15 protein-coding genes are annotated in these 19,711 nt (G+C 49.6%); 10 read left to right on the top strand and 5 right to left on the bottom strand.

Translation table 11 applies throughout. The features are described from left to right. The first annotated feature begins 28 nt into the window (after window positions 1–28). The 9 genes from BLQ82_RS14465 to BLQ82_RS14425 all read left to right on the top strand — a co-directional run bounded on the left by BLQ82_RS14465 (window position 29) and on the right by BLQ82_RS14425 (window position 12,083). On the top strand, window positions 29–1,642 hold the full coding sequence (locus tag BLQ82_RS14465) for a sensor domain-containing diguanylate cyclase (protein ID WP_062527458.1): 1,614 nt from the start codon (window positions 29–31) through the stop codon (window positions 1,640–1,642). A 661-nt stretch (window positions 1,643–2,303) separates the two neighbouring features. Then, window positions 2,304–3,698, top strand: a complete 1,395-nt coding sequence (locus BLQ82_RS14460; RefSeq protein WP_244280786.1) for an MATE family efflux transporter — start codon at window positions 2,304–2,306, stop codon at window positions 3,696–3,698. Between the two features lie 310 nt (window positions 3,699–4,008). Beyond that, window positions 4,009–4,773 (top strand): 4Fe-4S binding protein, encoded by a 765-nt coding sequence (locus BLQ82_RS14455; RefSeq protein WP_062527462.1) that lies wholly within the window; start codon window positions 4,009–4,011, stop codon window positions 4,771–4,773. A gap of 9 nt (window positions 4,774–4,782) precedes the next feature. Beyond that, window positions 4,783–5,370, top strand: a complete 588-nt coding sequence (locus BLQ82_RS14450) for a PadR family transcriptional regulator (protein ID WP_062527464.1) — start codon at window positions 4,783–4,785, stop codon at window positions 5,368–5,370. Window positions 5,371–5,480: 110 nt separating this feature from the next. Beyond that, the gene (locus BLQ82_RS14445) at window positions 5,481–6,500 is read left to right on the top strand and encodes a LacI family DNA-binding transcriptional regulator (protein ID WP_062527466.1); all 1,020 of its coding nucleotides are present in this window, start codon (window positions 5,481–5,483) and stop codon (window positions 6,498–6,500) included. Between the two features lie 210 nt (window positions 6,501–6,710). Then, window positions 6,711–7,634, top strand: coding sequence for an ABC transporter permease (locus BLQ82_RS14440; protein ID WP_062527830.1), 924 nt, complete (start codon window positions 6,711–6,713; stop codon window positions 7,632–7,634). Window positions 7,635–7,648: 14 nt separating this feature from the next. Beyond that, window positions 7,649–8,536 carry a carbohydrate ABC transporter permease gene (locus BLQ82_RS14435; protein WP_062527468.1) on the top strand — a complete coding sequence of 296 codons (888 nt, stop codon included), beginning with the start codon at window positions 7,649–7,651 and terminating at the stop codon, window positions 8,534–8,536. Between the two features lie 151 nt (window positions 8,537–8,687). Continuing rightward, the gene (locus BLQ82_RS14430; RefSeq protein WP_062527469.1) at window positions 8,688–10,328 is read left to right on the top strand and encodes a type 2 periplasmic-binding domain-containing protein; all 1,641 of its coding nucleotides are present in this window, start codon (window positions 8,688–8,690) and stop codon (window positions 10,326–10,328) included. Window positions 10,329–10,724: 396 nt separating this feature from the next. Beyond that, window positions 10,725–12,083, top strand: coding sequence for a glycoside hydrolase family 30 protein (locus tag BLQ82_RS14425; RefSeq protein WP_143013435.1), 1,359 nt, complete (start codon window positions 10,725–10,727; stop codon window positions 12,081–12,083). A 112-nt stretch (window positions 12,084–12,195) separates the two neighbouring features. On the opposite strand, the gene BLQ82_RS14420 is transcribed toward BLQ82_RS14425, so the two are convergent. The 5 genes from BLQ82_RS14420 to BLQ82_RS14400 all read right to left on the bottom strand — a co-directional run bounded on the left by BLQ82_RS14420 (window position 12,196) and on the right by BLQ82_RS14400 (window position 17,436). Continuing rightward, entirely contained in the window at window positions 12,196–12,411 is a 216-nt protein-coding gene (locus tag BLQ82_RS14420) for a helix-turn-helix domain-containing protein (protein WP_020429023.1), read from the bottom strand. A gap of 10 nt (window positions 12,412–12,421) precedes the next feature. Next, complete coding sequence (locus BLQ82_RS14415) at window positions 12,422–12,904, bottom strand: DUF2975 domain-containing protein (RefSeq protein WP_062527471.1); 483 nt, start codon at window positions 12,902–12,904, stop codon at window positions 12,422–12,424. A gap of 139 nt (window positions 12,905–13,043) precedes the next feature. Further along, a complete protein-coding gene (locus BLQ82_RS14410) occupies window positions 13,044–13,958 on the bottom strand; it encodes a DUF4179 domain-containing protein (protein ID WP_163704450.1) in 915 nt (304 codons plus the stop codon). Between the two features lie 131 nt (window positions 13,959–14,089). After that, complete coding sequence (locus BLQ82_RS14405; protein WP_074648245.1) at window positions 14,090–15,700, bottom strand: response regulator transcription factor; 1,611 nt, start codon at window positions 15,698–15,700, stop codon at window positions 14,090–14,092. A gap of 14 nt (window positions 15,701–15,714) precedes the next feature. Continuing rightward, the gene (locus BLQ82_RS14400) at window positions 15,715–17,436 is read right to left on the bottom strand and encodes a sensor histidine kinase (RefSeq protein ID WP_062527476.1); all 1,722 of its coding nucleotides are present in this window, start codon (window positions 17,434–17,436) and stop codon (window positions 15,715–15,717) included. A 316-nt stretch (window positions 17,437–17,752) separates the two neighbouring features. Between BLQ82_RS14400 and BLQ82_RS14395 the strand changes: the two genes are divergently transcribed. Continuing rightward, on the top strand, window positions 17,753–19,357 hold the full coding sequence (locus BLQ82_RS14395) for an extracellular solute-binding protein (protein ID WP_062527478.1): 1,605 nt from the start codon (window positions 17,753–17,755) through the stop codon (window positions 19,355–19,357). The last annotated feature ends 354 nt before the right edge of the window (window positions 19,358–19,711 follow it).

Raw genomic sequence — 19,711 nt, 5'->3', positions numbered from 1 at the left:
GTTTTCCAGAATCAAGGAGGGTAATAGTTTGCATATACAGAGAAAGCCCGGGCGGCGTCGACGTAAAAAGCTCAGTCTAACATCGCTTTTTACGGGCCTTGTGACGCTGGTGGTTCTGTTAACCTCAACCATAATTATGGTGGGTTCATATGACTCCAAAAAACAATCATTGATGGAGACAACGCTCCATCTGAATTTCTCCAATGCTGACCGCATGGCGAGAACAATGGATTCCTTATTTCAATCCATACGCGGCAGCCTGGCACATAATGCGCAGATGCTCTCCAATGTGGAGGCCATGGCACCGGAACAAGTAAACCATCAATTGGAGTTGATGCGTTACAGCAGCAATTATTTTAATTCCATCATTGTCATCAGTAAGGATGGAGTGGTCCGCAACCTGGAGCCGTCTGCTATAGGGACCCCCGGCAAACATATCAGTTCTGAAGCGGCTAAAAAAGCGTTGGAGCTCAAACAGCCTTATATTTCTGCTCCATACATGACAAAGAACACCAATAGACTAATCGTCTTCTTAAGCCAGCCGATCTTCAGCAATGACGGTACATATCTTGGTATACTGGGCGGTACTATTTACCTGCAGGAGGATAACGTTCTGTCCAGGATTTTTGGGAATAACAACGTGGATGAGCTTGGCTCCTATTATTATATTGTGGATTCCGGCGGACATTTGCTGTATCACCCGGACAAGAGGCTCTTTGGGAAGGATATCAGCGGCAACAGGGTTGTTCAGAAGCTGATGAAGGGGCAAAGCGGGGAACAGCAGGTCCGCAGCCTCAATGGAAAAGAACTGCTCGCCGGATACTCCAGTGTTCCAGAGAGCGGCTGGGGAATTGTGGTCGTCTCTCCGACGGGGCCAATAAGCCAGGAGCTGACCAGGCATATTGAGACCATTATCGCCTATTCTTTGATTCCGTTCATAATACTGCTAAGCGCGGTGATCTTTGTGGCCCACAGGCTGGCCCGGCCGTTTGTCTATCTGGCCGATCTGGTAAGTAAGATGGGCAAGGAAAAAATAGTGCTTCCGCCGGCCAAGCCGCATTGGAGCCGGGAGGCCGATTTGCTGACCAAGGCAGTCTTTCTGGCGGTAGCGGACATCCAGAAACAGACGGATCAACTGACACAGGAAGCAGCGACCGATACGCTGACCGGGCTGAAGAACCGGAGGTCGCTGGAATATACCTTGAGCCAGTGGATGGCCTCAGGGATTCCATTTTCACTGATCGTGCTGGATGTGGACCGGTTCAAGTTCGTGAACGATACCTATGGCCACGTCACCGGCGATGAGGTGCTGAAGCATGTGGCCGGAGTGATCGTCTCCTCGCTTCGCCCGGATGATGTGTGCCACCGCTTTGGCGGTGAAGAATTTGTCATTCTGCTGGCCCGCACCCGCCCGGCTGAAGCCTTCAATGTGGCCGAACGAGTACGCCGGGCGCTGGAGCAGAGGAAGGGGCCTATTCCAACGCAAGTTACCGTTTCGCAGGGCATCGCCCACTATCCGCAGCATGCCTCAGAGCAGGCGGAACTGCTGAAGAAGGCAGATCAGGCACTGTACCGTGCCAAGAGCAACGGAAGAAACAGAACAATGGTCGCTGAGGACAACCCGGCAGCCCCATCGGCATAACCACTTGTGTGGAACATTGGTGCGATAAGGAAGCTGCCCGGGTTTTAAGGCATGAGACGAAGTAGTGGGAATTTGTCCACTTAAATTGACCAAAAAGCTTGCTGTAGAAGGAATAGTTGGAAAAAGTAAACCTAATTTAGACGAATTCTCCTGAGAGGGTGTAAATCCGTCAGATTAGTTATCCTTTTTCCAACTAATGCTTGTGGAGAAACGGGATGGAGAGGATTTAAGTTCACTTTTTCCACTTCAGCTTGCCGCCGAGTCCAAGGATGCCTGGAAGGACCGGGAGAAAACACAAGCTACTCTGAGAGGAAGGCCTAGACACCCGCACCCGTATCTGCACCCGTATCCGCACCCGCATCTGCACCCGTACCCCGCACCCCGCAACCGTATCCGCACTCACCCGCACCTGCACCCGCACTCACCCGCACCCCGCAACCGAAAACGGCAGCGCTATCCAATAAAGGATGGTGCGGCCGTTTTGTTTTTGTTTAGCAGAAATGCCGTTGTTGAGCGCCCGGAGGAAGTTTTGTTTTGCGGAGTTTTAATTAGAGTATTGACAGTTAGGTTTCTATCTATTATGATTGCCGTGTTACTTAGAATTCTAACTAAGAAATAACATCACCAATTAATTGTTGGTCAAGAAAGAAGGGGAGGACTTATGATGGCAAAAAAAATGTCGAATCAATATTACCTGGAATCCGCGCCGATGAAGAAGGCTATTGCCCATTTATCCATTCCGATGATGATCGGGATGTCGGTTGGCACGGTCTACAATGTTATTAATGCTTATTTTATCGGCCTGCTGCATAATACGGGCATGCTGACAGCTATTACGCTGGGGCTGCCGATTTTTACCGTGCTGATGGCCTTCGGAAATGTGCTGGGGGTTGGAGGGGGAACCTTTGTCACACGGCTTGCGGGACAGAAGGAGACGGAGAAAGGCAAGCGGATCGCCGGGTATACCTTTTACGCGAGTATCCTGGCAGGGCTGGTCATTGCCCTGATTGCGTTTTTAGCGGTTAACCCCATCGTTCAGCTGCTGGGTGCAGATGCGGCAACGGCCCATTTTACCAAAACCTATACACTGACACTTTTTGCGGGCGGCTTCGCCATTGTCTTGAATTTTGCGCTGGAACAGATGGTGCGCTCGGAAGGGGCCTCCAAGGAATCGATGTACGGCATATTTGTCAGTACGGCATTAAGTCTGATTTTTGATCCGCTGTTTATCCTGGTTCTGGACTGGCATGTTGCTGGAGCGGCGCTGGCTATGTGTCTGGCGAATTTGGGCTCCGCAATCTATTATGTCTACTATCTGGACCGGAAAAGCGATAACTTAAGAGGTTTCCTGAAGTACTACAGAATATCGCTGAAGGATAAGCTGGAAATTTACAAAATCGGCATCTCCGAGCTGCTGCTGGCCGCATTTATGATTGTGACTACGCTGCTGCTCAACAACTACTCCATCCAGTATGGAGAAAGTGTGGTCGCCGGGTTCGGGGTGGCGCTCAGAATTGTGCAGATTCCGGAGTTTCTGTCCATGGGAATGTTCCTGGGCCTGATTCCGCTCTTTGCCTTTACCTATTCCAGTAAAAATATACCCAGACTGAAATCGGGCATCAGACATGCTTTTTTGTATATCGGGAGTATGGCTGTACTATTTGTAGGTCTGGTATATGTGTTCAGAGATTCGGTGATTTCCTGGTTTTCGAACGATCCTTCTGTGCTGGAAATGGGTGCTTATATCATCGGAGCCATGCTGGTGTCGGCGCTGTTCAATGGGTTCACCGGTTTGTTCACCAGCATCTTTCAGGCGACAGGGCAGGGAATACCGACAGCGATCATGTCCATTACCCAGGGCGTGCTGTATATCCCCGTAATTATTCTTTTGCATAAATTTTTCGGACTGCATGGCGTGATCTGGTCCATGACCGTAACTGAAGTGATTACGAGTGCAATGGGGCTTGTGTTGTTTATCCTCTTCAGCCGGAAGTTGAAAAATCCGGATCAGGATGATGAGATCAAGAGAGTACCCGGAACTGCGCCCGGTATCTAAAAATAGGCCAAGATAGATGAAAAGAGCCGGCTGCTGTAATAGGCATGCCGGCTCTTTCTATTTCACATGAAGAGCGGCTGTAACCTGCGGCAGCACTGCTCCGCTGGCGATAAAGTAAAGCATAACTTTTCAATAATCGAGTCAACAGCAACAAAAAAAGTACTTGGCAAGCTTTAATCCGGCTATCGAATGGCAAAAAGCTCATTGACAGCTTCTGTATCAACTTGATACCATATTCTATATCATCATGATATACTGCTTGCCCTGTAAGGGACGACTTTATTCTAAAAAGAATGGAATGTGATGAAGCATGCGTAAGCAAACGCTCCGAAAGACTCTCCTTCTGCTGTCAATGCTGCTGTTTCCGGTTACCTTGAACTATTTCTCGCCTTATCTGATTGTCCAAGGCAGTTTTGCCGGTATTGCTACCGGAAGCTTTTTGCTGTTTGCCGCACTTTTTGGCTCCTCTTTATGGTTTGGGAGGGCTTTTTGCAGCTGGGTGTGTCCGGCTGGGGGGTTGCAGGATACCTGCAGCCAGGTTGTGAATAAACCGGCAGGATCAAGGCAGAACATCATCAAATACCTGATCTGGCTGCCGTGGGTTCTATCTATTCTGGCCGGATTTGTGACTGCTGGCGGGATCAAAGCCGTCAACCCGGTTTATTTTACCGACCACGGAATTTCAGTTTCTGCCCCTCCGGCTTTCATTACGTACTTTGCTGTCGTATTATTAATAGTCAGTGTGTCCCTGATTTTCGGGCGCCGGTCCTTCTGCCATTCGCTCTGCTGGATGGCCCCGTTCATGGTCTTGGGCAATACCCTCAAGAATAAGCTGGGTTACCCCTCACTGCATCTGGAGGCCAGAACCGAGGATTGCATCAGCTGCAAGAAATGCGACAGAGCCTGCCCGATGAGCCTGAAGGTTAATGAAATGGTGCAGAACAGGGACATGAACAGCAATGAATGTATTCTGTGCGGCAGCTGCGAGGCGGTGTGTCCGAAGCAAGTGCTTCGGGTAGGCTTCGGCGGCCAGAAGCAATCTGCTGCCAAAAGCAACTATACGGAGGGAGCTTAAGGAAAGATTATGCCGAAGGAAAATACTACGGTCTACATCATATTAGGCCTGCTGAACCATGAGGACCTCAGCGGATATGATATTAAGAAAAAGATAGATGTGATGATCAGCGGTTTCTGGGAAGTTGGTTATGGGCAGATTTATCCCACCCTGGCGAAGCTGGTTGCCGAGGAGCTGGTAGTCAAACATAAGGGCACCGGCTCCAAAGGCCCCGAGAAAAACATCTATTCCATCACGGACAAAGGGCGGGAGCTGCTGAAGGAGTGGGTAATGCTTCCCGAGCAGAAGGAGTATACGAAATATGAGATCCTGCTCAAGCTCTTTTTTGGAAGTCTGGTTCCGGATGAGAGCAATCTTGCGCGGATTGAAGACTTCAAGGAACGGCATATACAGAATCTCCAGCTGATTCAGATGTTCAAAGGCAATCTGGAGCGTGTTCTCCATACCGACAAGGATCATTTGTACTTTTATCTGACTGTCCTGTTCGGGGAGCATGTCTACAAGGCCTATTTGGACTGGGCGGACGAGGCTAAGGCGCTATTGGCCGGTAAACCCGGCACAGAACCAAACATGGAGAGAAGCAACGGGGATGTTTGACAGTGGAGAGCGGCAGCGTCCGCCTTCACAAGAAAAACTATTGTGCTGAAAACGGTTTTATGTTACTTTATAATCTATAAAAACGTTTTTATAGCAAAGGATAAATGAAGATGGGAAAAATTACAATCCGAGACGTTGCCAGGGAGGCCGGGGTTTCGATCTCAACCGTGTCGAATGCGTTAAATGATGTGGATGTTCTGAATCCGGAGACCAAATCGCATGTGCTTAAGGTGGCGCAGCGGCTGAATTACGTACCTAACCTGAACGGCAAACAGCTGAAATCGGGGAAAACCATGATGCTGGGTTTTTTTACAACAAGTGTGGCAGGCCCCTATTTCTATAAGCTGGTGGAGGCCATGTCCCGGCAGTGCGACCGTCTGGGGTACGGGCTGAACGTATTTGTTACGAAGGATAAGCAGGTCGTGATGAGCAATATCCTCGGCAGGCGTGTGGACGGTGTCATTATTTATGAAGAACTGGGCATCGGCGACAAAGACATTCAAGCGATGAACAAGGAGAAGATCAAAGCGGTGTTTCTGGACCGGGTGCTGGAGAACGAGAACATGGGCAGCATTATTTTTGACTCCTTTGAGGCGGGGTATGAAGCGACCAAGTATCTAATCGGGCTGGGGCATAAGAAAATCGCCTACATCTCCGGGGTGGATACGATGTTTGACAGCGTACAGCGCAGGGAGGGATACCTGGCGGCATTGCGCCAGTACGGTCTTCCGGTGAGTAAGGAATATATTTTACAGGGTTATTTTGAAGAGGAAAGCACCTACAATGTGGTAAAATCCTTCATCCGGGCACAGCCCGAGAAGCTTCCGGATGCTTTTCTGGCGGGCAATGACCTTAGTGCCATCGGCTGCATCCAAGCGCTCAAAGCCCATGGCTACGAGGTTCCGGACGATATCAGCGTGGTCGGCTTTGATGATATTGATATCGCCCAGTACTATTCACCTCCGTTAACGACGGTGAGGAATCAGATTGCCAGACAGGGGATATTGGCCATCGACCATCTGGTACGCATGATACAGAAACAAGAACAGGGCAATGCGCAGAAACTGAAAGGCGAGCTTATCGTCAGAGGCTCAAGCCATGTGAAGCTAGACCGGAATGAGCGGATTTGAAATGCCGGGCAGGATGATTTACGCCGAAACGGTATCGTCGATGAAAGGAAGGCGAAGCCGTTTCGCTTGTAATCATGCCTGGGAGGGGCATCTTTTTGCCAAAAATAAAAACGTTTTTATTGATTTGAAATACTGAAAGGGGGAGCGGTGAACGTGGATAAACTAGACCTGGTGCCCGCACCGGCAGTCCATCAGCTGGCTAAAAAGCCTATGGGGCAAAGGATGAAGGAATGGGTGGCAGATTTCAGAAGGCAATGGGAGATCCAGTCGATGGTCATTCCGGGCGTTGTTTTTATGATTGTTTTTTGCTACATTCCGATTTACGGCTTAACGATTGCTTTCAAAAACTACACAGTCATCGATACACTGTCCTCGGCCCCGTGGGTAGGTCTGGATAATTTCAGAATCATCCTGTCCGACGAATATTTCTGGGACGCGGTTATGAATACACTGGGCATCAGCTTCCTGAAGCTGGCCATCGGGTTCGTCATTCCGATTATTCTGGCGGTTATGATCTACGAATTGAACATGGGACGTTTCAAAAAATTGGTGCAAACCATCTCGTATCTGCCCCATTTTTTGTCCTGGATCGTGCTGGGGGGCATGCTGATCACCTGGTTCTCGACGTCGGGGCTGTTCAATCAGCTGCTGCTTGAATTAGGGCTGATCTCGAAGCCTTCCAACATTCTGCTGGATGCGGGGAAATACTGGTGGATCGCCACGTTGTCGGATATTTGGAAAGAGGCCGGCTGGGGAACGATTCTGTATCTGGCGGTAATGTCCAAGATTGATCCCACCTATTATGAAGCCGCCAAAATCGACGGTGCGAGCCGGATCAGACAGATTTGGAATATCACGCTGCCCAATATGAAGACGATCATCAGCTTAAATTTGATCCTTACTGTAAGCGGTTTACTGGGCTCTAATCTCGATCAGACACTGGTGCTCATGAACTCCCAGAACCGGGAGAAGGCCGAGGTTATCAACTCCTATGTGTACCGGATGGGGATGACGCAGGGTGATTTCTCGTATGCAACCGCTGTCGGACTCGGGGTCTCCATCGTTTCCGTGATTCTGCTCGTCACCGCGAACAAGATCACCAGCAAATTAAATGACAATCAATCTGTGCTGTAAAGGAGGCATCCGCCGTGAATCGAAAAGTGGTTAAAGAGGATTTCGACAGCAGGATCTTTGATGCCATAAATATTATTTTGCTGTTTCTCGTTACGGTAGTGATTGTGGTTCCGCTGTGGAATGTGATCATCTCCTCCCTCAGCTCAGGCAAGGCGCTAGCCGAAGGCGGATTCATCTTCTGGTCCAAGGAATTTTCCCTGGAAAATTACCGGGCGGTATTCAATGACAACACGATCTGGCAGTCCTTTCTCGTCTCCATCTCCAAAACCTTTGCCGGCGTCATGACCCATGTGTTTTTCTGCGCGATGATCGGCTACGGGCTCAGCAAAAGATACATAAAAGGCCGCAAGCTTTATGTTGCCATGGGTGTCATTACGATGTTTTTCTCCGGGGGCATGATTCCAACCTACCTGCTGATCAAATCGCTGGGTCTGCTTAACAGCTTCTGGGTGTACATTATTCCGGCGCTGTTCAGTTATTACGATGTCGTAATTCTGATGAACTTTTTCCGCAATGTCCCGGAATCCCTGGAGGAATCGGCCAAGATCGACGGTGCAGGCGATTGGCGCATTTTCCTGAAAATCTTCATCCCGCTGTCAATGCCGGCCATGGCCACCATTGCTTTGTTCAACGGGGTGGGGCAATGGAATGATTTCATGACCACCAAGCTGTACATCACCAATCAGGCGCTGTATCCGCTGCAGATGAAGCTGTATGAGATCATCGTCCAGTCGCAGACCCAGTCCATGCAGAACATAGGCGGCTCAGCAGTCATCGAAACGACCACCAAAGGGGTTCAACTCGCAACGATTGTCATTACGACTCTGCCGATTGTTGTGATCTATCCAATACTGCAAAGGTACTTTATTTCCGGAATGATGCTGGGGGCGGTGAAGGAATAGAGGTGACAGGGGGGATTTATGAAAGCGTATACCGATATAAACGGTAAAAATCAAGAAATCTGCAGACAACAGCGGCCGGAAGTCCAAACATTCTCCATAGTCACGATAATACCCAAATCGGAAATTTAAAAACTTTGAGGAGGACTAATACATGAATAAAACTTATGGCAAAAAAGGACTCAAGCTCTGTACGGTGCTGATGGCGGCTGTACTTGTCATGTCGGGCTGCGGCGGTGGCGGCAACTCGGCAGGCTCAGGCAAGACGGATTTGCCTTCGATTGAGGGCCGTTACACTGTAGATGCTGAAACTCCGGCCTGGAAGCTGGACAAAAAAGAGGAAACCACAGAGCTGACCTGGTACGTGAATGCGGACTGGTGGAATACCGATTTCGGCAAAGATGTGGTCACGAAGAAAATCAAAGAGGATCTGAACATCAACATCAAATTCATCACCGGAGATGATACGAAGCTGAACACATTTTTTGCCGGGGGCGGCATGCCGGATTTGCTGACGATCTTCGATTCCAACTCGCCGGTGGTGCAGAAGGCTGCCACCTGGGCCCTGCCGCTGAATGATCTTGCAGAGAAGTATGACCCTTACTTCACTAAAGTGGCGGCTGCCGATACGCTGAACTGGTTCCAGCTGGCGGACGGTAAAACCTATGGCTATCCGAACTATTCCAATACACAGGCGGATTATGACAGCGGCAACATCCCGGCTAAAACTGCTTTTGTGATCCGTAAGGATGTCTATGAAGCGCTCGGAAGCCCAGCGGCTGGCACGCCGGAAGAGTTCAGAAATGTGATGGGCCAGATCAAAACCAAGTTTCCGGAGCTGATTCCGTTCGGCTTCAACTCCATCGGTGAAGGCACCGGCTCGCTGGGAGATGTGCTGCAGGATTTCATCGGCGTGCCGATGGAAACCAAGGAAGGCGGATTCTACAACCGCAATCTGGATGAGGATTATCTGGCCTGGCTGAAAACGATAAATGCCGTGTACAGAGACGGCGCAATCAGCGATGACAGCTTTGCCGATGACGGAACGGCTTTTGAAGAAAAAGTAAAATCCGGCAAATACGCCACCATGCTGCTTGACGGAACGCCTCAGCAGGGCGGGAACCTGCAGATCTTTATGAGTGCGAACCCCGGGAAGGAATACATCGCAATCGACGGGCCGCAGAGCACAGCCGGCCATGCGCCAACGCTGAACCAGTCCGGGATTACCGGCTGGATGATCAGCTTCATTACCAAGAAATGCAAAGACCCGGCCAAGGCCATGCAGATCTTCACCTACCTGCTCAGTGACGAAGGCCAGAAGCTGATGAACTACGGCATTGAAGGCGAAACCTACCAGATCAATGCGAACGGCAAGGTGGAGCTGCTGCCAGCGGTGAAGGACCTGCAGTTAAACAATGCCGACAAATTCAAAAAGGATTACCGGCTGGGCGAATTCATGTTCTTCGGACATGACCGCGACAAAGCCCTGAGCGAAGATGCCTTTCCGGAATCCATCAAGCAGATGCAGGAATGGGGCAAAGGCAAGCTGAAGCCGCATTTTATTCTGGAGAATATCAATCCGGACCAAGGGACACCGGAAGCGCGGGCCCTCACCGCTATCAACACCCAGTGGAACACAACCATGGTCAGTATGCTCCGCTCCAAGGATGATGCAAGCTTTGACCGTCTCCTGGCCGACTACAAAACCTTCCTGGATAATAACAAATGGGATAAAATTGTAGAAATCCGCACGGACAAGATGAAGAAGAACAAGGAAAAGCTGGGGCTGAAGTAAGCTGTGTTGGAAATGCGGCCTCTTTGGAGGGCCTGTTCTATCACTGAATGGAATGAACCGGAGAATGGTGAATCAGCAGAGTGTAATTATAGGATTATGGAACATAAGGTGACCGCCTTAGCTTGAGTGATTGCACTTTCTGCAATAGAAAGCGTCAAATTTTTGCGACAAATCGCATTCTGCTGTATTTGGTGCAACAGATTTCTGAATTTTATCTCTAAAGCACCCTTTCTGTGAAATTCTGCTGTACAGAGTGCAATAGATACTATTTTTCGGTGGATTATAGGGGTATCTGCTGTATAAAGTGCAACAGAGAGTGTTCCGACCTGATTTTTGAAAGGGAATGGAACAGCTAAATAACAGTTAAAATAAATAGTCATTTGGAGGGAAACCACATTGCAGGAACTTATCATGTACAGGTCCACAGGTGAAAACGAGCTTTTCATCGAGCAGCCGCCTGAGCAGCAGAAAGTTGGCGGTTCAGCGCAAGCGACCGTCACCGTTACCATTGACGAAAGTCAAACCTACCAGGAGATGGATGGCTTTGGGGCGTCTTTTACCGATTCGGCGGCGTATCTGATTAACCGGGTGCTGAACCCGGAGCAAAGAACGGAGCTGATGAAGAGGCTGTTCGATCCGGCAGCCGGAATTGGCTTATCCGTCTTGCGCAATCCGATGGGCGCCTCGGATTACGCCAGAACGGTGTACAGCTATAATGATCTGTCTGAAGGGGAAACCGATATGGAACTGAACCGGTTCTCTGTCGCCCATGATGAAGTCGACATCATTCCGCTGCTGCAGCAGGCGGTGGCGCTGAATCCGGCGGTTAAGCTGATGGCTTCGCCCTGGAGCGCGCCGGGCTGGATGAAGACCAGCGGGTCGATGGTCACAGGCAAGCTGAAGCCGGAATATTACGGAGTGTATGCCGATTATTTTGTCAGGTACATTCAGGCGTACGCCGGGCACGGACTTCCTATTTATGCTTTCACTCCGCAGAATGAGCCGCTGTTCGAACCGCCTCATTATCCGGGAATGCTTATGCTGCCGGAAGAGCAGGCCACTTTTGTTCGGGAATACCTGAAGCCTGCGTTTGTAAGGAACAAGATCAACGCCAAAATTCTCTGCTATGACCATAACTGGGACCGGCCGGATTATCCGCTCGCCGTGCTTGCGGCTGCCGGAGAAGCGGTGGACGGGGTGGCCTGGCACTGGTATGGCGGCACAGCCCCGGCGCAGTCCCGGGTGAAGCAGGCTTTTGAAGACAAAGAGGTGCATTTCACCGAAGGCTCCGGCGGCGAATGGATTCCGCCGTTTGAACAGGCCTTCTCCAATGTGATCCGCACAGGGATAGAGATTCTGCGCAATCACAGCAAATCGTTCGTCCTGTGGAATATGGCACTGGATGAACAGAACGGACCGGCGGTGCCGGGCTTCGGCAGAAGCACCTGCCGCGGCATTGTCCGGATCGACCAGCAGACCCGGGAGCTAACGTATACGCTCGACTATTACGCGCTGGCTCATTTCAGCAAAGTCATCCGGCCCAAGGCCTTGCGCCTGGAGTCCAATTCCACTCATCCCGCAGTTACTTCCGCTGCTTTCCGCAACCTGGACGGATCGGTAGGGGCAGTCCTGTTCAACGACGGGGAAGAGCATGAGACCGTGGCGGTAAGATTGCCGGGAGAGGAGCCGCTGTCCTTCAGCATGGCACCCAAAAGTGCTGTGTCACTGCAGGTGAAGCAGCATCCAATGGAATAGACTGATCTTCATAAAATAAACAGCGGCAGCCATGGACGGGAATAAGAGTCCGAAGCTTCCGCTGTTTTTGTTAAACAATAGTGCCCTATTAGCATATGTCCGCTTGTTAACGTTAAGTCTCTTCGTCGCTTCTGTATTCCAGTATATCTCCAGGCTGGCATTCCAAAGCCTTGCAAATCGCCTCTAAAGTGGATAAACGAACCGCCTTTGCCTTGCCGTTTTTGAGAATGGACAGATTAGCCATCGTGATGCCGACCCTCTCGGAAAGCTCGGTAACGCTCATTTTTCGTTTCGCCAACATTACATCAATATTGATTATAATCGCCATGGTCTTCACCTCAGACTGTTAAGTCATTTTCTAATTTTAGTTCGATGGCCTCTTTTAATAGCTTCTGGAGAACAGCAGCAAAAACGGCAATTACCAGCGAGGCGAAAATGATGACCAAACCGATGACGATGATGCCCGGAGCATCGTCCTTCTCCGCCATGAGATAGAAGAGGGGCAGGCCTGCCACATACAAGCCGCTGATGACAACGGCACAGTATTTTATATTCTTAAGGACCCGCACAGATAATTCCGAAAAAGCTTTGTTCTTGTCAATATAGCCTAACAGTCTGAAGGCCTGGTACAGCGCAATGTAAAAGGGGACCGCTGACGCATACAAGTCGATAAATACCAGATATTTAATAAAAGTCATATCCGGATACAATTCGGCTGCAAAACCCGCGATCTCAGGCACCGCAAATATACACAAAGCAAGAACCGGAATGCCCATAAGAATCACAGCTGCCTTTAAAAAAAGTGTTGTTCCCCGTTCCATAAAATGCACCTCGTTTAATTGTTGTTACATTGAATTTAGCATAAAATATATCGTTTTACAATATATTTTGATTGTTTTTCAAAAAAAAAAAAACGCCCGGGGAGCGAATCCCGAGCGTCTGATTGCATGTTTGCTAATGTTAACGTTGATATATCTTTAATTCCAAATCCTTATAATAAGACTTCGCCCACTTTCCTGTGGTGTCCTTAAATAATTGGCCTTTAGCATCCAATTTATATATAAAAGGTTTAATCGTTATGGATTGGGGGACAGTTACAAAAGAACCGTAGTTCTGTTCATCCTTCCCTGTCTTTGAAGGTTGATTGTCACTGCCGTTTGGTGAGAATACATTTCCTTTTTCATCTACAAGGTCATATAACAGCTTGTGATGCTTTTTGACTGCTGCGGGAAACTCACCCTTATAGCTTATTTGAAGCTGCATCGTTAACGGCGTCATCTGAAAGGAGGTTACGGTATAGCTGAATTTGCCGCTCTTTTTGGTAGTGCCCGGTGTTATGCTTATGAGGCTGGCGACTTTTTTCACAGGAATGGTAAAGATGAACGGCTCCTCAACTTCCCTGACATAAGCCTTCAGCGTCAGCTCAAATTCATCCGTAATTTGTTGCTTGACGACTCCTTTTGACAGTCTAATCAAGGCTGCGTCCGGGTCTTCTGACAGACTGCTAACGGACGTATTGTAATACATTTTTTTCCCGTTTGCGGAAGTGTCCAACTTGCCGGTGTCCAGGATATTTTTATCTTTCTTCACAGTGCCGCCTTCCTGCCGGATGCCCATCACAAGTTCGTTGCCGTCATAGATAAGGTCAGTTAAGATCAACGTCACGCCATCATGTGTAACCGCCTGATTAGGTGCGCTGGATAAGCCTTGTTGCAATACATCTTTCAACGTCGGACTGTCGCTGATTTTGAAAACACTGCCAACATTTGTGACGATACTGGCTGCCGCAGCATTCACTAGTGGAGCATATTCGCCGCCCATCATTGCAATCCCCAGCGTGGCCGACAATGTGGTTACGGCAATCATTTTTTTCATAGTCTTGGATCTGGTAATGTTCATTGTTCACTCACTCCTCTTTGGACAACATCTATATAACATCTATATAACGTTTCTCGATATCCATTTTGTGACAAGCATCCTTACAAACTATTTAATTTACGGAAGCATCACATTGCAGGCTGATCATGCTGCTCCTTCTTATACTCATTGGGCGACAGGCCCACTTCTTGCTTGAACAGCTTGGAGAAGTAGGAGTAGTTGGTGTAGCCCACCTTGTTGGCGATGGTGTACACAGACAGCCGGGTGGTCTCCAGCAGCTGCTTGGCGGCCGCGATCCGGACGTGAATCACATAGCTGCCTAAGGAAACGCCGGTCTCTTTTTTGAACAGCCGGGCGAGATAATCGGGATTCAGATAGACGATCTCCGCCAGATCATTCCGTGTCAGCTCATCTCCGTAATGCGCATGGATATACTGCTTGATCTCTTCGGCCACTGATTTGGGCTGTGCGGTGAGGTCGCGGTATTTCATGGCGGTGTTCACCAGGTATTTCAGGTATTCCTCCATGTCCTCGATAGAAGTCAGGGAATGCAGCTGCAGCCGGTCATTCACTTTGCCGCTGTACAATTTATGCACCTGAATGCCCTTCATTTTGAGAAAAGAATAGACGAGCTGTACAATATCCAGCCGGAACAGGCTGAGGATGGAGGTGTCCACGGTCCGGTTGACCAGCAGCCCCTTCAGATAACGGCTTACTTCCTCCTGAAAAGCGGCCAGCCTGTTCCGGTTCAGCAGCTCCTCCAGATGGGCCAGATCCGGGGGGATGTACGCGGTTTTACTCTGCTTCTGGTACATCTCTACCATATAAGTATGATTCCGGCAGCGTGTGATCTCTTCATCCATCCCGGTCAGGCTTTTCAGGACCGTGCCGATCTGATTCAGTTCACCGGGCAGGCCAATGTTGCAGCAGACATCACATTTCAGATAAGGGTTCGTTTTCTGGATCAAGAAGGCGCAGATTTCCTCAAGCGTACCGGTATCCGGGGTCTGGTTCCATTTCAGGATGGCGATCCAGTTGTAATCCTTAATCTCCAGGATGCTCTCAATCCCGAAGTCAGGATGCCGGAACAGCTCATACAGAATGTTAAGCAGGGCAAAATCGAACAGATCCTTCTCTTCCTTACCCATACTGCCATTGTAGGGAAAGACATTGAACAACAGCGGCTGCAGTGTATCGTCCATATGATAGGAAAGATTCTGCTCCTTGATGGCATAGGTGATCGCTGACGGCCTGATGGGGGAAGAGCTGCTTCCGCTCACCATTCTGCGCCAGAAATGCTCCAGATTTTTCGCCTGGTTCTTTTGCCAATAATAGCCCTCCTGGATGGCTTTTTCGTTATGCTGCTGCTCCTTGGCGCGCGCAACCGCTTTTTGGATAATGAGCATCAGCTTGTCAAACTCAATCGGCTTGAGAAAATATTCGAAGCTTTGCAGCTCGATGGCCTTTTGCGCGTAATTGAAGTCGGCATAATTGGTCAGGAGAATGGTCTGAATCGGATAACCGTTTTCCCGGATCCAGGCCAGGAGCGATAAACCGCTGCCCTGCGGCATTTCAATGTCTGAGATTAGAATCTGCACGGAATGGTTCTCCACGATTTCCCGGGCCTGGGCGACATTGTTAGCCGTATATACGGTTTCGATGCCCAGTGCCGTCCAGTCCATTTTCTTTTGCAGAGCTGCCACTACATAATAGTCGTCATCTACCAGCAGTACGTTCATAGGAAATTCTCCATTCATGTTGAAGTATTCGGAAGATCCGGAAGGGTTAAGATGACAGAAGCGCCGCCGCCCTCTATATTGGAGAAGTGGACTGCCGCTCTTTTATAATACAGGTATTCCAGCCGTTTAAGCGTATTCATAATGCCGATATGTGTTCCTTTGCTCTGATCCAGGGGCTGGCCCCGCACCAGCTTCTCAAGCACCCCGGGGTTAAAGCCGGGTCCGTTGTCCGAGATCTGAATCACCGTCACCTGTTCCTCTTCTGATTCACGCCGGGTAACCGCCAGTCTGATCTGGACTTCAGGGTCCCGGGAGATTGCATATTTGACGGAGTTCTCAATAAAAGTCTGCAGCACCAGCGGGGGGATCAGCACATCTTTGGCTGTTTCGTCCTGCACGATATGATATGTGAAGGCATCCCGGTACCGGCTGCGCTGGATTTCCAGATAAATGCGGACATGCTCGATCTCATCCTCCAGCCGGACAAAGTTTTCGCCATTCTGAAAGGTATAGCGGAAGTATTTGGAGGTCGACATGGCCATATTCTCGATTTCTTCGTACATTTGAATCTGGGCCATACTGTAGATGCTGGTCAGGCAGTTCAGAAAAAAATGAGGTTTGATCTGCTGCTTCATATAGTCCAGCTGAATGCGCTGTTTCTCCAGCTCCTGCTCATAGATGGCGATTTTGAAGGTTTTGACCTGCTCCACCAGGTCCTTGAACTGGTCGTTTGCCTGCTCCAGCTCGATGATTTTACTGCTTTTGAAGCCGGCCGGCTGACCGTTCTCGTTCATGTGCGCCAGATTCTCCGAGAAGTTCTGGATCGGACCCAGCACTCTTTTATTGAAGAATAGCATTACGGCGCAGATGGTGGACGTCACGATGAAGAACAGGAGCATAATCAGCAATTGGGCAATCATGATTTTCTCGAAGGCTCCGAATTGAATGACCATGTCCGCGCTGAACGTAGTATTGGAAAATTCAGTGCTGATCGTCGTGCGGGACCGGAGCAGGCCCGGCCAATTCTGCTCCTGCTGCACCAGCTTCCCGCTGCCCGATAGGGGACTTGAAATACGGGTGCCGTTCTCATCCACCAGTGAGGCATAGCCGTTGGCCCCCAGGTTAATCTGCCGCAAAGGGCGGATCAGATTGTCGGCGGAGATCAGACCGATCAGATAGCGGTTGTAATACGGGACGATGTTGATAATATAGTATTTTCCGTTGACCAGAATAGGCGTCCATCGGGAATAAAACTTCGCATACACATCCTTATCTTCTATATAGGAATAAATCTGCTTCTTCAGCTCCAGATAATCCGTATAGGTGACACTAATCGGGGCGCAGTTCAGAAAGAAAGACTGATTTTTCAAATAAAAAAAGAAGTTGTATTCCTGCCCGTAATTCTTCTGCAGCTCGGTAAACCGTTTATACAGATTGTCGTTTGATTTCAGGAACTCGCTGCTGTCAGGCTCATAGGCGTTCATCATATTCAGGCTTTCATCGTTGGCGAGTGTCCAGCCCATATAATGATTAATATAGGCAAAATCATGGTTGATGCGGTCGATGTACAGTTTCGCCGTATCCTGCAAATACCGTGTGGACTGCTGCTTCATAATGGAAATAGAGGCCAGGCTGATGACAAGGTCCAGCACCAGCACGGCGAACGAGACCAGGATCATAATTCGTACATAATGGCGGATGGGATACGGTTTGCTGCCTGCTTTTCGTTTGATCATAGTCTTACATACCGCTACCTTTCCTGCGCGTTCATTAGATGAAAGCGGTTGTGTGGGCTAACAAAGCCATTATAAAACCTCCCGGGGGAAATTACATGCACTATTCCCGGCATTCCCTGACAAAGTCCGGAAACTGCAAGCGAAAGTCTGAATACCGTCATACCTGCACATGCGAACAGGCAGGGGTGTCTCCAAAATAATGTAAGCGGATGCAGAGGTCCGGATATTGCCGCCAATGGGTCCGGAATACAAAGATGCAGCAAGCTATCATTAGGGGTGTAAAGCAGATGCAACCAATGAAATGGGGGATTACAGAATGGGTACACACAGCAAAAGCAGATTAGCCAAGAAATGGCCCTTGCTGCTTCTATCAGCCGTAATGGCTATGGGAATGGCCGGCTGCAGCGGGAACAAGGAGAAGGCGAACGCTCCGGCTGAAACCGGTGATTTCAACAAAGAAGGCCTGCCGATCGTCAACGAACCGGTCACCCTGAAGGTGCTGACTGTACGTTGGGGAAGCATGGGGGATACCTTCACCCAGAACCAGTGGCTGAAGGACCTGGAGAAGAATACGAATGTCAAAATTGATTGGCAGGTCATGTCCTCCAACGACTGGGCGGAACAGAAGTCCATTCTGCTGGCCAGCGGCACGCTGCCGGATGTGGTAGTGGGCGACCAGACCTTTTCCGATTCCGATATCGTCAACAACTTAAGCTATTTCCGTCCGCTGGATGAGTATATCGATCAGTATATGCCTAACCTGAAAGCCGCAATGGAAGAAACGCCGGAGATGAAAAAAATCAGCACCTTCCCCGACGGGAAGATTTACTCTCTGCCAACCAGACTGCCTTCCCGCCCCAAAAGCTCCCGTCAGCCGGTCATCAACAAAGCCTGGCTTGATAAGCTTGGCCTGAAGACGCCGGACACGTTGGATGATCTGTACAATGTGATGAAGGCCTTCAAGGAAAAAGACCCGAACGGAAACGGCAAGGCGGATGAAATTCCGTATATCGAAGTCAGCAATGACCTCATCAGCCCGTTCGGCATCACTGATCTCAACAGCAACAATATGCTGGTTAAGGACGGCAAAGCTGTATATTACCCTACTTCCGAAGAGTACAAGGAAGGCCTGAAATGGGAAAACAAATTATACAGCGAGGGCTTGCTGGACAAAGAGCTGTTCACCCAGGACGCCACCATGATCTCGGCCAAGTTCCAGAATCCGGACGCGCCGATCGTAGGCCTCTCGTACCAATGGACACCGGATGCCGTATTCGGCAAATGGAGTGAACAGTATGAAACCATTCCGCCTGTGGCCGGACCGGACGGTAAACGATATACCATCGGCAACCCCATCGGGATGAATCTCGCCCGCAACGAGCTGCTGATTACCACCTCCTGCAAAAATCCGGAAGTCGCCGCCCGCTGGGCCGACCAGTTCTATACCAATGAAGCCAGCATCCAGAATTTCTGGGGGGCTATCGGAACAGTGCTTAAAAAGAATGATGACAGCACCTACACGCTGATGGACCCGCCGGCGGGAACGAGTGCGGATGCCTGGTACTGGGACCAGTCGCTGCGTGATTTCGGGCCGAAATATGTAAGCCCGTCCTTTGAGAAGAATATTGTGCTGAGCCCGAACAGCGGCGACGGACTGAAGCTGCAGCTGGATAAGCTGGGCAGTGATTACGTAACCACGCCATTCCCTAACGTGATGTACACCTCCGAGGAATTCCAGGAGCTGCCAACCTTGACCACGGACATCGACAGCTATGTGACCACGATGCGTGCCCAGTTTATTACCAAAGGCGGGATTGACGAAGGCTGGGATGCCTATGTGAAGAAGCTGAACGATATGGGTCTGGAAAAGCTCCTCAAAATCCGCACTGACGCTTATGCCCGGTATATGAATGTTAAATAACCTTCAAGGACAGGCAGGGCGAAGCTCTGCAGGGAGGGTATGCTGATAGTTGCGATTATGGCTTGATTGCACTTTCTGCAATAGATTCCACATTATTCGGGGAGCAGACGCATTCTGCTGTATTTCGTGCAATAGAATTTTTAATTTGGGGTCAAAAGCCCCCTTTCGCCGGAATTCTGCTGTACAGAGTGCAATAGATTCAAATTTTTGGCGGATTTTGAGTTCATCTGCTGCATAAAGTGCAACAGAATTCGACTAGCACTGGACTAAAGCCAATTCAGATAGGAGTAGCAATTCTGCACCGGTTTAAGCGAATGCACCGGATTAAACAAATGCCACCGGTTTGAGCAAATG

It is taken from the genome of Paenibacillus jilunlii, from assembly GCF_900102965.1.
Classification (GTDB): Bacteria; Bacillota; Bacilli; order Paenibacillales; family Paenibacillaceae; genus Paenibacillus_AQ; species Paenibacillus_AQ jilunlii.
Note: the sequence above shows the minus strand (reverse complement) of the source record. Positions and strands in the feature narration are given on the sequence as shown.